Annotated in this window: 12 protein-coding genes and 2 pseudogenes; 3 read left to right on the plus strand and 11 right to left on the minus strand. The window is 36.2% G+C overall.

Annotated elements, in window-relative coordinates; all coding sequences use genetic code 11:
* Positions 1–32: 32 nt before the first annotated feature.
* From ACZ11_RS11915 to ACZ11_RS11930, 4 genes are all read right to left on the minus strand, one after another.
* Positions 33–1,856 carry a peptide ABC transporter substrate-binding protein gene (locus tag ACZ11_RS11915; RefSeq protein ID WP_049666316.1) on the minus strand — a complete coding sequence of 608 codons (1,824 nt, stop codon included), beginning with the start codon at positions 1,854–1,856 and terminating at the stop codon, positions 33–35.
* A 170-nt stretch (positions 1,857–2,026) separates the two neighbouring features.
* Positions 2,027–3,091 (minus strand): dipeptide epimerase, encoded by a 1,065-nt coding sequence (locus ACZ11_RS11920; RefSeq protein ID WP_049666318.1) that lies wholly within the window; start codon positions 3,089–3,091, stop codon positions 2,027–2,029.
* Positions 3,092–3,114: 23 nt separating this feature from the next.
* On the minus strand, positions 3,115–3,909 hold the full coding sequence (locus ACZ11_RS11925) for a M55 family metallopeptidase (RefSeq protein ID WP_049666320.1): 795 nt from the start codon (positions 3,907–3,909) through the stop codon (positions 3,115–3,117).
* Positions 3,906–4,652, minus strand: a complete 747-nt coding sequence (locus ACZ11_RS11930) for a M15 family metallopeptidase (RefSeq protein WP_236690872.1) — start codon at positions 4,650–4,652, stop codon at positions 3,906–3,908. Before ACZ11_RS11930 ends, ACZ11_RS11925 begins: the two co-directional genes overlap by 4 nt.
* A gap of 498 nt (positions 4,653–5,150) precedes the next feature.
* Between ACZ11_RS11930 and ACZ11_RS11935 the strand changes: the two genes are divergently transcribed.
* Positions 5,151–5,579, plus strand: a complete 429-nt coding sequence (locus tag ACZ11_RS11935) for a hypothetical protein (RefSeq protein ID WP_134008386.1) — start codon at positions 5,151–5,153, stop codon at positions 5,577–5,579.
* A gap of 257 nt (positions 5,580–5,836) precedes the next feature.
* Here ACZ11_RS11935 and ACZ11_RS27555 read toward each other — a convergent pair.
* The 5 genes and pseudogenes from ACZ11_RS27555 to ACZ11_RS11955 form a co-directional block, all read right to left on the minus strand.
* Positions 5,837–6,110: pseudogene (locus ACZ11_RS27555) on the minus strand (hypothetical protein); the annotation flags it as partial.
* Positions 6,111–6,176: 66 nt separating this feature from the next.
* Positions 6,177–7,142: a hypothetical protein gene (locus ACZ11_RS11940; RefSeq protein ID WP_049666323.1), complete on the minus strand. Its 966-nt coding sequence runs from the start codon at positions 7,140–7,142 to the stop codon at positions 6,177–6,179.
* Positions 7,123–8,166 (minus strand): DmpA family aminopeptidase, encoded by a 1,044-nt coding sequence (locus ACZ11_RS11945; RefSeq protein ID WP_049666324.1) that lies wholly within the window; start codon positions 8,164–8,166, stop codon positions 7,123–7,125. The genes ACZ11_RS11940 and ACZ11_RS11945 overlap by 20 nt, the downstream gene beginning before the upstream one ends.
* 1 nt (position 8,167) lies before the next feature.
* On the minus strand, positions 8,168–8,866 hold the full coding sequence (locus tag ACZ11_RS11950) for an aspartate/glutamate racemase family protein (RefSeq protein ID WP_049666326.1): 699 nt from the start codon (positions 8,864–8,866) through the stop codon (positions 8,168–8,170).
* Between the two features lie 215 nt (positions 8,867–9,081).
* Complete coding sequence (locus tag ACZ11_RS11955; protein ID WP_049666330.1) at positions 9,082–9,363, minus strand: hypothetical protein; 282 nt, start codon at positions 9,361–9,363, stop codon at positions 9,082–9,084.
* 283 nt (positions 9,364–9,646) lie between these two features.
* Here ACZ11_RS11955 and ACZ11_RS11960 point away from each other — a divergent pair, with 283 nt between their 5' ends.
* Positions 9,647–11,041: an alanine/glycine:cation symporter family protein gene (locus ACZ11_RS11960; protein WP_049666333.1), complete on the plus strand. Its 1,395-nt coding sequence runs from the start codon at positions 9,647–9,649 to the stop codon at positions 11,039–11,041.
* A 53-nt stretch (positions 11,042–11,094) separates the two neighbouring features.
* Here ACZ11_RS11960 and ACZ11_RS11965 read toward each other — a convergent pair whose 3' ends face one another.
* Positions 11,095–13,056 carry a methyl-accepting chemotaxis protein gene (locus tag ACZ11_RS11965; RefSeq protein ID WP_049666334.1) on the minus strand — a complete coding sequence of 654 codons (1,962 nt, stop codon included), beginning with the start codon at positions 13,054–13,056 and terminating at the stop codon, positions 11,095–11,097.
* A 262-nt stretch (positions 13,057–13,318) separates the two neighbouring features.
* On the opposite strand from ACZ11_RS11965, the pseudogene ACZ11_RS27000 reads away from it, so the two are divergent.
* Positions 13,319–13,533 (plus strand): annotated as a pseudogene (locus ACZ11_RS27000) (transposase); the annotation flags it as partial.
* Positions 13,534–13,862: 329 nt separating this feature from the next.
* On the opposite strand, the gene ACZ11_RS11970 reads toward ACZ11_RS27000, so the two are convergent.
* A complete protein-coding gene (locus ACZ11_RS11970; RefSeq protein ID WP_049666336.1) occupies positions 13,863–15,824 on the minus strand; it encodes a methyl-accepting chemotaxis protein in 1,962 nt (653 codons plus the stop codon).
* Between the last annotated feature and the right edge of the window lie 386 nt (positions 15,825–16,210).

Here is a 16,210-nt window from a genome sequence, read left to right on the forward strand (position 1 = left end):
TCTTTTCCAGCGTTAACTGTCCAAAAACTTAATTATTTTGCTGCTTTAGCTAATGCATCCGCACGCTCTTTCTCCCACTTCGCTAAAGCTTCTTTAAATTCCTCATTACTCATTGGTTTATCTAAAATTCGCTGACCTTTAAATTTCTCAGCAGTCACACCAAATGGAGAGTATTGAGCTTCAAATGGATTTAATTTAGAAGCAACATAGCCGCTACCCCCTACTGAATAAGGAATAACAAATGCCTCATCAATTAAGAAGGCTTCCGCTTTGGCAAACAGTTCGTAACGTTTTGCTGTATCGATCGTCGCCTTTGCTTCGTCCACTAAGTTTTGATATTTTGATTTTCCATTTGCTTCTGTATAACCTTCAGCTAGCTCCGGTTTATTATAAGTACCGTCTGCAGTGAATGGATCCGTATACGTTGATGGATCGGCATAGTCTGGACCCCAGTTTGCTTCGAGTAATGCAAATTTACCAGGTTTACGAACCTCTGATAAAAAGCCTGTTGATGGTCCGGCCTCTATGATAATATCTACATAATCAGTACCTAATAATTTTTCAATCTGCTGTTCAACTACTTGTGAACGATTTGCCCAATCTGGACTACCGGAGTTATAAGGCATTACCACTTTTATTGGGAAAGTTACTTTTCCTTCAAGTTCTTTTTTCGCTTTTTCCTTGTATTCCAATGCCTTATCCTTGTTGAAAGAGTCGTTATTTGTAATATCAGCTAATGGTGCTAACTGTGTATAGTCAACACCCTCCACATTGACAAAGTTTTTAGGAGTAATCGTGTTGCTAAGCAAATCTTTTGGATTATAAGGTTCTAAAGTTAGCATTGCAGATTCACGATCAAATGCATGGAATAGAGATTTTCGGAAATCTTTATTATTGACCGCTTTCTTCCAATTTTCAGGCTCGTATTCTGCATCAAATTGCGGGTTAAAGTTTAATGCATAGAAATACGTATAGAAGTTATTTTGTGTTTGTCGAATTTGTGATTTTTTCTTATCATCTTTAAACCACTCATCAATTATAGAAGTTGGTATACTAGCTGAATCAACTTCTCCTCGTAAAAATAATTCTGGTTCAACTGTAGCCGCTTCTTTATTGTATTTATAGCGAATACGATCAATCAGAACTTGGCCTTTATCCCAATACGTATCATTTTTCACAAGTACTCGCTCGTTTTGCGGTTCAAATTTATCTAAAATATAAGAGCCGTTATAAAGGAAATTATCATTAGTTGTACCGAAACTATCACCTTTTTCCGCTATAAACTTACCATTAACTGGGAAGAAACAGACATAGTTCAACATAGATAGGAAGTAAGGTGTTGGCTTTTCTAAAGTATATTCTACTGTATGTTCATCTATTGCCTTTATGCCAACCTTCGTAAAATCTGTCATATCACCGTTATAGAAGGCTTCCCCATTTTTTACGACCGTAGCAATCCAAGCTGTTGATGATTCATTTTTTGCATCAAGTACATAATGTAAGCCATCTACAAAATCTTGAGCAACAACATCCGCATACTCTTTCCCGTCATGAGTAACCCATTTTGCATCGTCACGGAGCTTGAACGTCCAAACTGTTGCATCGTCATTTGATGACCATTCTTTTGCTAAGCTTGGTTGTACAACACCATACTTATCATACTCAATTAATCCATCGACCAAGTTCGCCGCCATAGCAAACTCATTCGTTTCAGAGGTCTTTAAGTAATTTAACGTTTTTATTTCCCCTGAATAAACCACGCGATACTCTGATTTTTTTTCACTTGATGAATCATCACTACAGGCTGCACAAAGCATCACAACAAGACACACGAAAAGCAACCAATACCTTTTCATAATAAGCATCCCCCTAGTAATCTTATTTATCTACATAAAGAGACAGTGAAAATCCCACTATAGCGAAACAAAAAATAAAAGTGAGAGATCAACTATCCATAAAGCCCGATTGGTTCTATTTACAGTCAGTAGGGATGACGAACCCCCTTACTGATTGAAGCTGCACTTTATTATGAAAATCCAATTCCAACAGCATCCGTCATCCTTATTCGATCATTTTCAAATATTGGACCACCTGCAATAGGATCTTTCAAACATAAGCTTGGTCCGTCTAAATCTACCATCGTGATATTTTTCTGTGATGCGGCAAAATGTGCAGCTGCACTAACGCTAATTTTTGTCTCTAGCATACAACCAATCATGCATGGTATGTCGTTTGCCTCCGCAATGTGGCAAATTTTCTGCGCTTGATAAATGCCTCCTGTTTTCATGAGCTTAATATTAATCAAATCTGCAGCTCGCTTTTCAATAATTGTATAGGCATCTTTTGCAGAGAAAACACTTTCATCTGCCAAAATATTTGTCAATGTATTAGCTGTCACGAATTGCATTCCTACTAGATCATGACAATGAACAGGTTGCTCAACCAATTCAACCTTTGCACCAGCATCTTCAAGTGCACCAATAATTTGTACAGCCTGCTTCGGTGTCCAGCCCTGATTTGCGTCAACACGTAATGTTATGGCGTGTCCAACTGCATCACGAATGGCAACAACCCGCTCGACATCACCTGCTGGATCTTTCCCCACCTTAATTTTTAAAATTTGAAAACCTCGTTGTACAGCGGCTATACTATCCTTCACCATTTCTTCAGAATCATTTACACTTATCGTAATATCTGTTATTAATTCTTTCCGATAGCCCCCTAATAATTTATACAAAGGTGTTTGATAGTACTTAGCAAATAAATCATAAATCGCCATATCTACCGCAGCTTTTGCGCTGGTATTTTGATAAATACTGCTGTCGATTCGCTCCATGATTTCTGTTAATTCTTCAATATCCATGCCGATAATGGCTGGCTTTATATACTCTTCTATGGCGTGCGAAATAGACCCTAGTGTTTCACCAGTAATAGCTGCAGTCGGTGCCGCTTCACCGATGCCTATTTGCCCATCATCAGTGTGAACATAGACGGCAATATTGTGAATGCTATGCACTGTTCTCAGTGCTGTTTTAAATGGTGTTATAAGCGGTGCCTCAACCTTTCCTACGACAATATTTTTAATTTTCATCCATTCACCTACCTTTTCGTTACTTATGTTAAGAACTGTAAAATTCGAAGTACCTCATAAAAATCATCCGTTACGAATTCCACGGTATTATGTGGTTTAAACGTAGCATTCGGATAGAAAGAATTTCGATACGCTCGTGTATGATCTCGATAAATGATTTCCACTTCAAAGTGCTCAGGTAATGTCACTTGTAAATCTTCACGTGACACTTTCATCGAGTCCTCAACAAGTCGTTTCGTTTCCATAATCGTCAGCTGTGGACTCACGCTAATGGTCGCATTTCCTATTCCTTCTTTCGTGGCAAATGTGATGATATTATCATTGATAGATTGAATTTCCTCTGTTAACCCCACATCTCCACTGACAAACGAAACGGGAACACCATGTAAAGCAGCCGCATACGTATTAATTAAAAATTCACTCGCGTATTCACCATTAATTTTCACATCAGCAAAAACACAAAGCGTATGTGCTAAAGGATTACGCGCACTTCCTCCTTTACTGTGATAGCCAATAAAAATTGCCCGATCAAAGCTCTTATCAAGTCCCGCAACCATACACATCGGATCATACGTCCAACCTCGAATAACCTTGCAGTTTACGGGTAAATTTGAAATATCAAGATTGCGTGCTGAATCATGAGCATCCTTTAATAAAATTTCGGTCGCTCCACCAAGAATAGCCCCCTCTATAGCGGCTTCTACTTCCTTTGTCATTTGCTTTTGGAAAAACTGATAATCTGGCGCGTTTAGCTCCGTCTCACTCCAAGCTGTTGTACCAGTAATCCCTTCAATATCTGCACTAATATAGACCTTCATAGAAATCGAAACTCCTTTACTTTATTATCTTGAATTATTGCTTCCACAGCCCCATAGCTAGCTTCTTGTGCACCTACACGTCTTGCCCATGAAACATTATTAAAATCGTAATGCCACCATTCCTCTGAATAATTCGTAAAGCCAACCATTGTCATACAGTTATATAGAAGACGTCGATGAACACAGGCTTCCCAATCTTCCTCTGGATGTTGTTCAAAATAACGTGTCGCAGACTTTTCACTGATTTCATCAAATGCTGTACCTAAATTTAAAGCATTGCCATCTATATCTCCTAGTGTCACATCAATCGCTCCACCTGTTAAATGAGGGGCAAAATGAGCATGATCAATGCTAGGAAACGCAACATACTTTAGCGTTTCTTTTACAATCTCTTGCTCAGTAAAATGGGGAAAACGCTGTGCGATTTGTTTTGAAAAACTCGTAAACAAAAATTGCTGCACTTGGAACGGACGATAGCCATCATATAAGATAAGGCTATAATTTTTAGACAATAACAACAGCGCTTGTGTTAATCGTTCATACACACTCTGTCGTAAATAAATTGCTTGTAAACTGTTTGGTATTTTTTGATGATAGTAAATTGGTTTAATAAAAATCCTCGAATGTTCTTCTCCGATTTTAATTAATGGCTCGCCATTTTCACGAATTGCTGGCGTTGAGTCCCTTATTGAAGTTTTATTTACCTCAATAGGTTGAAAAACAGCATCATATATAGTACACACCTCCAATTTCAGGTTTCGATAAAATTTTTGGATAATTCAGTTTTTAATGAATGTATCATACCTTAAATTTATTGACTAGATAAAATAAGAAATATTACAGAGTAATAGCTATTCTCTGCATTTCAAACAATATCCGCCAAATAATTGATGCAACAAGTCGAAAAATAATGTTTCTTCACCTATTTAAGAATTTTATTCGCGGATGGGGTAGAAGATTACCAAAAGATGATAAAAAATGGCGAATAAGCATCTTCAAATTTAAAGCTCATCACATAGAGTGTGGTTGATTTCCGTACTGACTGGGTGCTTTCCTGGGGCGTCAAGTCTTCACTTCAATCAACTGGGCTTTTCTTAAACAATTAACAGCCTTATTATAAATATCTTATGTTTTTGTATTTTTCTCCTAAAATAGATATCATTTAATAAAGTGCAACAAAGGAGGAATGTTTAATTAAAAAATTAACTTTATTATTATTGGTGATCATTTCAGTCGTTGGATTGAGTGCCTGTCAAAAAGAGGAAAGAGTAAGTGGAGAGGAAGTAAAAGCTTTTATAAAAGAGTATAAAGCTATAATTTATACAATAGATCCACAGAACCCAAAAGATAATTCAAAGCTTTTAGAGGTCGTAAAACCTTACGTGAATGAAGAAGTGTATGAAAAAAGTAAAAAGAACGGGGTTTTTACTTTTCCAAATCACTTTGCCACTGAAAACCAAACAGATGTAAAGTTAAACGATGTCAAAATTGACACTATCAAAGAAAAAGATAATAATTTTGAAATCAAATATACATTGTTTGTGACAATTGGTGATTATAATGTTGAAAAGACAGGTGAAATGACTATTCTCAACAAAGAAAATGACAAGTTAATCGTTACTTATGACTGGGAAAATCCTGTTACAGTAGAAAATAAAAAATTCAAGTAAGCTCCCTCCTCAATTAACGTTGAGGAGTTTTTTCATTTCTTTAATTTTCAATATCTTTGACAACACTGGATTATTAACATCACAAATATTTGGATTAACGTCAAGATATTTAGTTTCTTGAACTCCATAATCAGTAGTTGTTTGGACACTCATTGAAAGGGAATCACATCCACATTAATCCCACCACCTTCAGAGGTAGGAGTCTTCTACTAAATGGAGATAGGTGGTATACTTTAACAAATTCCATCCCATTTGTTTCAGAAATGGACAAAAAAGCACTTCCTTAGCACAAAAGAAAACATGCATAAATTAAATTGAAATAATTGATTGTTGATAATCACTAAGCAGCACTTGACTCTCCCCTCCATTTTCTTACTTTGTTGAAGAAAATGGAAGCAACAGTGGTAGTTGTTCAAATATTTAATTGCTACGCCTTGAAATCTATCTACCCTGTCTTTTAATTAATCATTTGTGATAATTGTTAATGTTATTCAGATGATAGATACCCTTTTTTACATACCCTTCTTTACTCTTAGATTAAAAAAACTCCAATTTGATATTAATCAAAATGAAGGTAAACACTTCTAGTTATTTCTACTAAACAGGCCAACTATATAATATCTTTATTAATAATTCGCGCACTAAAGATGACGTTTCATGTACTGAAGAACGAATATGACATTGAATAATTTTATTTTTAAAGCTAAACCAGAAACATCTTGCTGGATATTTAGTTTCTTGAACTCCATAATATACTTCAATTTTTCTATTTTCATATGGAATTTTCAATAATCTAAATCTCCATTTTTGACGAGTTCCAATATTTCTTCCTAAAGTTTTTGGTAAATCCTGTTCTAAAGTATGCGGTGCTATTGAAATCCAACACCCGTCTGTAAGGTTGTTCCTATGTCGATAAAGCAATTGGACTTCATTAGTTTCTTTACCAATCCCAACCGAATCTAGCTTATAATCTAATAATGTCTCTGAGAAAGTATTTTCCCAATTAATTGTTTCAGGTTCAAACCATTTTACTCTCGTTACTTCATCTTCTGCCCACTTACCTTGATCATATCTAGCAGTATAACTTACAGTAGCGAATGATTGTTTTGACAAATCAAAGTTTATTAACACTAAATTCGCAATATATTCTATTAACTCTTCGTCCGTGACATCACCTTCAAAAACGGATATCTCCACAGTTGTAAATCCTACAGAATAGCTTAAAGCTTTGTTATTTTTATAATCAATTCCAATAAAGCCGACTCTATTATTAATGATAAAAGGATTACCTTGTTTAACTAAATTTGTATCTGCATAGATAAAGGGGAAAGCCCAATCATAGAAAAATTGTTTTACTCGAATAATTCCATTCTGAAGTTTTGCATAAAAGTAAATAGAACTACGATTATCTTGTGTTTCCGGGCGTAATGAAAAATTATAGATATTTTGCATTTGTTTATCATTCGGTAGTATAGGGCTGAAATTAATATGCTCTACAATTTCATCTATTGATTTATGTGCAATGATATTTTCACATCCCCATTTAAAATTGATATGCTTCAACTTTATGTCCATTTCGACCAATTGTTGTTTGTGCCTGTGAAAGTGAATTTAAAATGGCTTCCTCTGTTGCTTCTGCAGCTGCTGCAAATAATTGATTCATGATAGGGTGATCCTCACGTAGCTGTGTACGTGTTTCAACAAGTTGATCTGATAGATGAGCGATATGATGTGCTGTTGTAAAGCCAATGACTATATCTCCGCTGCCATGTGAAAAGTGACTGCCTGTACGTCCTAGTCCGATACCGCAACGTTTAATGACACGTGTTAGTTGACGACTACTAAGCGGAACGTCTGTAGCAAGTACGATGATAATAGAGCCATCTGTCGGAGATAATGTCGATTCACTTTGAACATTTGAAGTAGTATATCGATATGCTAGAAACTCTGAGCTTTGTCCGAAATTACTAAGGACCATACATCCTACTGTATAATTCGTTGACCCATGTGTTACCATTCTGGATGATGAGCCAATCCCGCCTTTGTAGCCAAAGCACATCATTCCTTTTCCCGCTCCGACTGCCCCTTCCTTTGATGTTTCATTTGACGCCTTACGAATTGCCTCTATAGCATGCTCTGGTGTGATAGGACATTCTCGAATGGAGTTTAAATAACTATCATTACACTCCCCAACTACTATATTAATAGTTCCTGTTGAATGACCTATTTCACTATTCGTATCTAACATAAATTGCAACGTTCCTTGGGTTACACCTGAAACACCAAATGTATTCGTTAGCATAATGGGCGATTCAATTACTCCAAGCTCGTTTACTTGCACTAGCCCTGTCGTTTTACCAAAACCGTTTAACACATAGCTTGCAGCAGTAACCTTTTGCTGAAATAAATTGCCTTCATGCGGTAAAATCGCAGTTACCCCAGTACATGCATAAGCACCGTCTTGGTTAATTTTCTCATCAAGCGTTACATGACCTACACGCACGCCAGCAACATCGGTAATACAATTTTTTTCACCTGTTGTTAACGTTCCAATTACGATCCCCATTTCTCGTACTTTTCTTGGCATATTAGTCCCCCTTATGAATCGCCATATTTACAGCAGCCTGTGCATGTAAAAGAGTTGTATCAAAAACAGGTACGTTCACATCTTCTTGTTTAATGAGTAATCCAATCTCTGTACAGCCTAATATAATTCCTTGTGCCCCCAATTGCACAAGGTTCTCTATCACCTGTAAATAATAGTCTTTCGATGTTTGTTCAATTTTACCCAAGCATAATTCTTCATAGATGATACGATTGACTTCAGTTCGTTCCTCAGCAAACGGAACAAGCACTTCAATGCCAAAATCCTCTACTCTAGCTCTATAGAAATCTTGCTCCATCGTGTACTTTGTCCCAAGAAGGGCAACTTTCTGTAAACTAGCTTTTTCTATTTGATTTGCTGTCGCATCAGCAATATGTAAAATCGGAATTGTGATTTTTTCCGTAATGATATCAATAACCTTGTGCATTGTATTTGTACAAATAACAATAAATTCTGCCCCTGCACTCTCCAGAGATTGCGCCGCCTCTGCAAGCACTTGTCCTGCCTTCGACCACTCTCCCTCAGCTTGATAATGCTCGATTTCTTGAAAATCCACACTATACAAAATACATTTTGCTGAATGTAAGCCTCCTAATTGTAGCTTTACCTCTACATTCATCAGACGATAATACTCGGCAGAAGACTCCCAACTCATACCGCCAATCATGCCAATTGTTTTCACACAAATTCCCCCTTTTATATTTGGCTCATTATCACAACGGGTTGATTTCCATTCCGACTAGGCTGACGCCTTAGTTCCTATACAGGCTTGCTCCAGAACCTAATCTGTAAATGATCCCCAAAGAGTCGCTCAGCCTCAATTTTGCTGAAATGCCTTTTATTTCACTATTATACTAATAATCCTAACTTAAATAAGGGAATTTTCAAAAAAAATTTTTAAAACTCTTTTTCCATTTCTTCAGCTTTTCTTTTCAAGAATAGTAAATATTTAATTAATAAGATGGGGATAGAAGTAACAACAACATTTATACTAATAAAAAAAAAACTACCGTCCTTAAAATCCATGCATATGGAATACACAAAGCCCATTAAACCACTAATGATCAATACAACAATAGATGGAAACCTAGGGGATAAAAAAGTGATAATTCCTGCAAATATGATAATCAACATTACCATCACTAGAAAATGCCAATTCAAAAGAAAGTAAAACACCATACTTAACCTCCTTTACATTCCAACATGCATTTTTCTTTCGTGTCATTATATTATTTTTATCCGGTAAAATTCCGACAAAAAACCCATCCCCAATATTTATAAGCGATTGCTATTTCGAATGTATAAATAGGTATCAAATGTCCACATCCTAAACAATAGCTTGGACTAGCAGGATCAAATATTGCATCGAATAAAAATTAATAAAATTCATTATTTTCAAAAAGTTTAAATTTGACGAAAAAACAGTGTAGACTAAAGCGTATTGAGATTGGAGGTAAGCAAAATGGAATGGATTTCGAATATTGTAAATGATACTAATAGTATTTTATGGACATATTTCATTATCACATTATTATTAGTTGCAGGATTGTATTTTTCCTTTGGCACAAAGTTTGTGCAAATTCGACTTTTCCCAGAAATGTTTCGTTTAATAGTAGAAAAAAGAGAGGGAGAGTCAGGAGTTTCTCCGTTCCAAGCCTTTACGATTAGCGCAGCCTCGCGTGTAGGTACTGGTAATATTACAGGTGTTGCATTAGCAATCGGAGTAGGTGGACCTGGAGCAGTATTTTGGATGTGGATTATTGCCATATTAGGAATGGCGACTGCATTTATTGAAAGTACGCTTGCACAGGTGTACAAAGTAAAGGATGGCGATACGTTCCGTGGTGGACCAGCCTATTATATGGAAAAAGCGTTAGGTCAACGTAAATTAGGGGTTATTTTTGGTATTCTTTTAACGTTAAGCTTTGGCTTTATATTTAATGCGGTACAATCGAATACGATTGCAACTTCTGTAGGTGAGGCATTTAATATTAATCCTACTATCATTGGTATTATTCTAGTTGTGTTAACGGCCATGATTATTTTTGGTGGCGTACATAGAATCGTAAAAGTTACGCAAGTACTTGTACCCGTGATGGCAGTTTTCTATTTAGCTGTAGCTCTATTTGTTATTGTAACGAATCTGACTGAAATACCTGCCGTTTTCAAACTGATTTTCACAGAAGCGTTTGGTCTTCAGGAAGCTGCTGGTGGTGCGATTGGAGCTGCTATTATGCAAGGTGTACGCCGTGGCTTATTTTCCAATGAAGCCGGTATGGGTAGTGTTCCTAATGCCGCAGCTACAGCAAATACCTCTCACCCTGCAAAGCAAGGATTAGTGCAAAGCTTAGGTGTATTTTTTGATACAATTATGATTTGTTCTGCAACAGCGTTTATCATTATTTTAGCGGGTCTTTATAATACTGGTGAAAGTAATGGAATTATTCTTACACAAAATTCTTTAGCTGTACATGTAGGTGATTGGGCTCCTTACTTTATCGCTATTTCTATTATTTTCTTTGCATTTAGCTCTATTGTCGGAAATTACTATTACGGTGAATCTAATATTGAGTTTATGAATGCTCATAAAGGTTGGATGTTTGTCTACCGTATTTTAGTTCTTGCTATGGTGATGTTTGGTTCTCTTGCGCAAGTAGAGCTTGTTTGGAACTTAGCAGACCTATTCATGGGACTAATGGCTATCATCAATATTACGATCATCCTGTTACTTGGTAAAATTGCCTTCCTAGTGTTAGACGACTTTACAATGCAACGAAATGCAGGTAAAAATCCTGTATTTTATGCAAAATCAATCCCAAAATTGAAAAATACTGATTGTTGGGAAGAAGATCGATAATTATTCAAAAACGCCATTCCTCAAACGGAATGGCGTTTTTTGTTATGTTTAAATTAATATTTAAATTGACTAATTAGCTGCTTTAGCTCGTCTGCCATATGAGCAAGAGCTTGTGCAGAAGCATTTATTTCTTCCATCGAAGCTAATTGTTCCTCTGTAGACGCTGCAACATCCTCTGAGGCAGCTGCATTTCCTTTTGCTGAGAATGCCAAATCTTCCGTTACAGCAGTCACCTCTTGTACACCTGCTGACATTTGTTCAGAGGCAGAAGATACCTCTTCCATTTTAGGAGTAATTTTATCCATGCTCGTTTTAATCATTTGGAATTTAGTGATGGCTTCATCCGATACTTGTAGTCCATTTTGAACATCCTCCGTAACTTTTGCCATGATGTTTACGGATTGTTCTGTTTCTAATTGAATACCATTGATTAGGCCGAAAATTTGCTTTGCAGATTCCTGCGATTGCTCCGCCAGCTTTCTAACTTCATCAGCAACAACTGCAAAGCCTTTTCCGTGCTCTCCTGCTCTTGCTGCCTCAATAGCTGCATTGAGAGCAAGTAAGTTCGTTTGATCAGCAATGCTTGTAATCACATCTAAAATGGACGTAATTTGCTGAGAGCGTTCATGTAACGATTGAATTTTCGTGTTGGAATCGGTCACCGATACATGAATAGATTGCATTTGATCTTTTGTATTTCGAACTGCCTGTCCACCTTCGTCTGCCTGTAGCGTTGCATGCTGTGAAAGATCCGTCACAGTAGAAGAGATTTCCGCGATATGAAGAATGGCCTTAGAAAGTTCCTGTAACGATTCTGCATTCTTATTGGCACTCGTCGTTTGCGTGTCTGCGCTCGACGCAACATCTTGAATCGAAATGGCCACCTTTTCAGTCGCAGTGCTTGTTTGAGTGGCATTGGCTGTTAGCTCTTCTGCCGACGATGCTACCTCTTCAGCATTTTGTTCAATTTTTTGAATAAGAGTTCTTAAACTGTCTTGCATATCGTTAAAGGCTTGTCCTAACTGGCCAATCTCGTCATGAGAAGTGATTGTCACTTTCTCTGTTAAATCACCTTTACTAATAGTTACTGCACTATCCTTTAGTAATCTAATTGGTTTTATAATTGCCTTCATAACAAAAAAGAATACAATCGAACTGATTACAATCGCAGCAATTAGTACAAGAAACGTTTTTTCCAAAATGGGTGATGCTGATTCATCAATTTCCTTTGCAAAAATTGTCCCTGTGATTTTCCAATCTGTCAGTTCATTCGTTGTAAAGAACATAATACGGTCATCACCGTCAAAGACATAATCATACGTGCCAGATTTACTGTCATACATTTGATTAAGGAAGCTCTCATTTAATTCCTTACCTGCTTCTAATGTAGGATGTGAAATGACCAAGTTATTTTCACCAAAAATAGAGGGATATCCATTTTTCCCTATTTTTATAGAGTTCGAAAGTTTTTGAATGTCTGTCAATTTTATATCAATTGCCACTACCCCAGATTGATCTTTTAGCTGTTGAGCAACTGTTACGACCATTTCTCCAGTCCCTGCATCTATGTAAGGATTCGTAATTAAAGTTTCGCCTTTTAATGCCTTAGCCTCTTTATACCAATCCCTTTCCAAAGGATTATAATCCACACCATTTATTTTTGGTTCTTGAATAAATGTTCCGTCATTTGTTCCAACATAAATGCTTAAAACATCTGGACTTAGCTTCATATATTCTTGAAAATTTGGTAGTATTTTAGTTTCCTTCTGTTCGTACTTAGAAGAATTTATTTCCTCGCTAAAGGTAGCGACTTCATTTATTTTTGTGCTAATAGCACTATCAATTAATGTATTCAAAATTTCAACACTTTCATCCGCACTAAAAAGTATTTCTTCTTTTATCGAATTTTTTGCTGAAAGATACGATAAGCTTCCTACAGATATAACTGGTATTAGTAAGATAAGAGCAAATAATGTGTAGAGCTTACCCTTAAAGCTTCTAAATAATTTTTTCATGCAACAGTTCTCCTTTAGTCTTCAAAATTCTTGAGCTATGTATTTTTGTATATTTTTGTGTTTCTTTTACTACTCGATGGTTTAGGCCCGGAAAGAATGCCGCTTCCCTTCTTTGTTCACAACCAACCCTTTTTTAACGATGAAATATCACCCAAGGTTTTTATCGGACGAAATACTTAATTTCAAACCCATTTTTTCATTTTTTTGATTTAGTCTTGGCATAATTGTTGCTGTCGCACAGAAAACATAAAAACGGGAAGAACAAAAAGAATATAAGCTTTCAGAAGAAAAAACAGGTGCCATCTATCGACAACGAAAAATCAATGTAGAACCTGTTTTTGGATTCTTAAAGACTAATTTTCGTATCATTCAATTTTCTGTCCGTGTTTCTGTCCGTGGTTAATAAAAGGTTGAAAACGAATAGGCTTTGTATTAATGCCATTAAATTTCAGGAAATACACTTCCATTATTATATAAGGTAAAGATTATAGAATGACTTGGTCCATCAATAAAAAAAGAGAAATCGATGTTATTCGATTTCTCTTTTTCTTCTCTATCAATTAGTTAAGTCCCATTCTCGTTTATTAGTGTTGAAAAACAAAAATATCGCTAAAGCTGCTTTAGTTCGTTTTTATATGAATACTTTAAAATTTATCGAAACAAAATCCTGTTTTATCGGAAAAACAACCTCTTACTATTAACTAACGACTCAAGAAAGCGCCCATTCGTTTTGTCTAAGAGACATACTTTATTTAATAGGACACTTAATCTCATTGACACAATAGTTTTTCGTATATTTGATTCTGTTAATATTTAAATTGACTAATTAGCTGTTTTAGCTCATCTGCCATATGCGCAAGAGCTTGTGCAGAAGCATTTATCTCTTCCATCGAAGCTAATTGTTCCTCTGTAGACGCTGCAACATCCTCTGAGGCAGCTGAATTTCCTTGTGCGGAGAATGCCAAATTCTCCGTAATAGCCGTCACCTCTTGTACACTTGCCGACATCTGTTCAGAGGCAGAAGATACCTCTTCCATTTTTGGAGTAATTTTATCCATACTTGTCTTAATGACTTGGAATTTCGTGATGGCTTCATCCGATACATGTAGTCCATTTTGAACATCCTCCGTAACTTTTGCCATAATGTTTACAGATTGTTCTGTTTCTAACTGAATGCCACGGATTAGCTCGAAAATTTGTTGTGCAGATTCCTGCGATTGCTCCGCAAGCTTTCTTACTTCATCAGCAACGACTGCAAAACCTTTTCCGTGCTCTCCTGCTCTTGCTGCCTCTATCGCTGCATTAAGAGCCAATAAGTTAGTTTGATCTGCAATACTTGTAATTACATCTAAAATGGATGTAATTTGCTTCGAGCGTTCATGTAATGTTTGAATTTTCGTGTTAGAGTCTGTTACCGATAAATGGATAGATTGCATTTGATCTTTAGTATCCTGGACTGCCTTTCCACCTTCATCTGCCTGTAGCGTTGCATGCTGTGAAAGATCCGTCACAATAGAAGAAATCTCTGCAATATGAAGAATGGCCTTAGAAAGTTCCTGTAACGATTCTGCATTCTTGTTGGCACTCGTCGTTTGCGTGTCAGCACTCGTCGCAACATCTTGTATCGAAATGGCCACCTTTTCTGTAGCAACGCTCGTTTGAGTGGCATTGGCTGTTAGTTCCTCTGCCGACGAAGCTACCTCTTCAGCATTTTGTTCAATTTTTTGAATCAGTGTCCTTAGACTCTCTTGCATATCGTTAAAGGCTTGTCCTAGCTGTCCAATCTCGTCATGAGAAGTAATTGTCACTTGCTCTGTTAAATCACCTTTACTAATGGTTACTGCACTATCTTTAAGTGATTTAATCGGTTTTATAATTCCCTTCATAACAAAATAGAAAACAATTGCACTTATGACAATCGCAATAATTAGCACGAGTAAAGTATTAAATAAAATCGGTGATGCTGATTCATCAATTTCCTTTGCAAAAATTGTGCCGGCAATTTTCCAATTCGTCAATTCATTCGTTGTAAAGAACAAAATTCGGTCTTCACCGTCATAGACATATTCATACGTTCCGGATTTGCTGTCGTACATTTTATCGATGAAGCTTTCTTTTAATTCGCTTCCGGGTTCTATAGTCGGATGTGAAATGACCATATTATTTCCACCAAAAATAGAAGGATATCCCTCTTTTCCAATACGAATAGATTCCGAAACTTTTTGAAGGTTTGCCAATTTTATATCAATTGCTAATACACCAGATTGATCCTTAACCTGACGAGCAATTGTTACGACCATATCTCCTGTTGCTACATCTTTATAAGGATTCGTTATTAACGTTTCTCCCTTAAAAGCCGTAGCTTCTTTATACCAATCTCTTTCCAAAGGATTGTAATCCGCGCTATTCGATTTTGGTTCTACAAATACTGCTCCTTCACTTGTACCCATATAAATAGTTAGTACATCTGGATGCAGCTTTATATATTGCTGAAAATTTGTATCTAATACCGTTTCATGCTCTTTATACATCGATGAATCTATTTCCTTGCTGAGAACATTAATGTCATTCATTTTTTCACTAATGGTATTATCTATTAACGTATTTAAAATATTTACACTTTCATCCGCACTATAAAGTATTTCATCTTTTATCGAATTCTTGGCTGAAAGATACGACAAGCTTCCAACAGAAATAACTGGAATTAGTAAAATAAGAGCAAACAATGTGTAGAGCTTACCCTTAAAGCTTCCAAATAATTGTTTCATACAATAGTTCTCCTTTTGTTTTTCACAAGTTCTTAAAATATGTTCCATCTTGTTTTTGGTTCCCTTTTAAATTCAAAAAGAATACCGTCCCAGTCCGCAACTTTCCCTTCTCCAATTGATTAAAATTCTTCCTAAGTTTTTATCGGACGAAATACTTAAATTGAAACCCCTTTTTTCATTTTTTTGATCTTCCTAACATAAAATTCTCCCATTCTTGCATTTCTTCATTATGAAACCTTTATGTAACATGCTTTAGATATGATGTGTAGAGGATACCGCTACTTCTTCCGTCTGCATAAAAAAAGATAAAGAGCACCATTTAGTAGATGCTTTTTAACGGATTCAATTGTGTACTGTTTTTCAACAAAAAAAATCGTAGCATATGC

It is taken from the genome of Lysinibacillus xylanilyticus (assembly GCF_001183605.1).
Taxonomy (GTDB): domain Bacteria; phylum Bacillota; class Bacilli; order Bacillales_A; family Planococcaceae; genus Lysinibacillus; species Lysinibacillus xylanilyticus.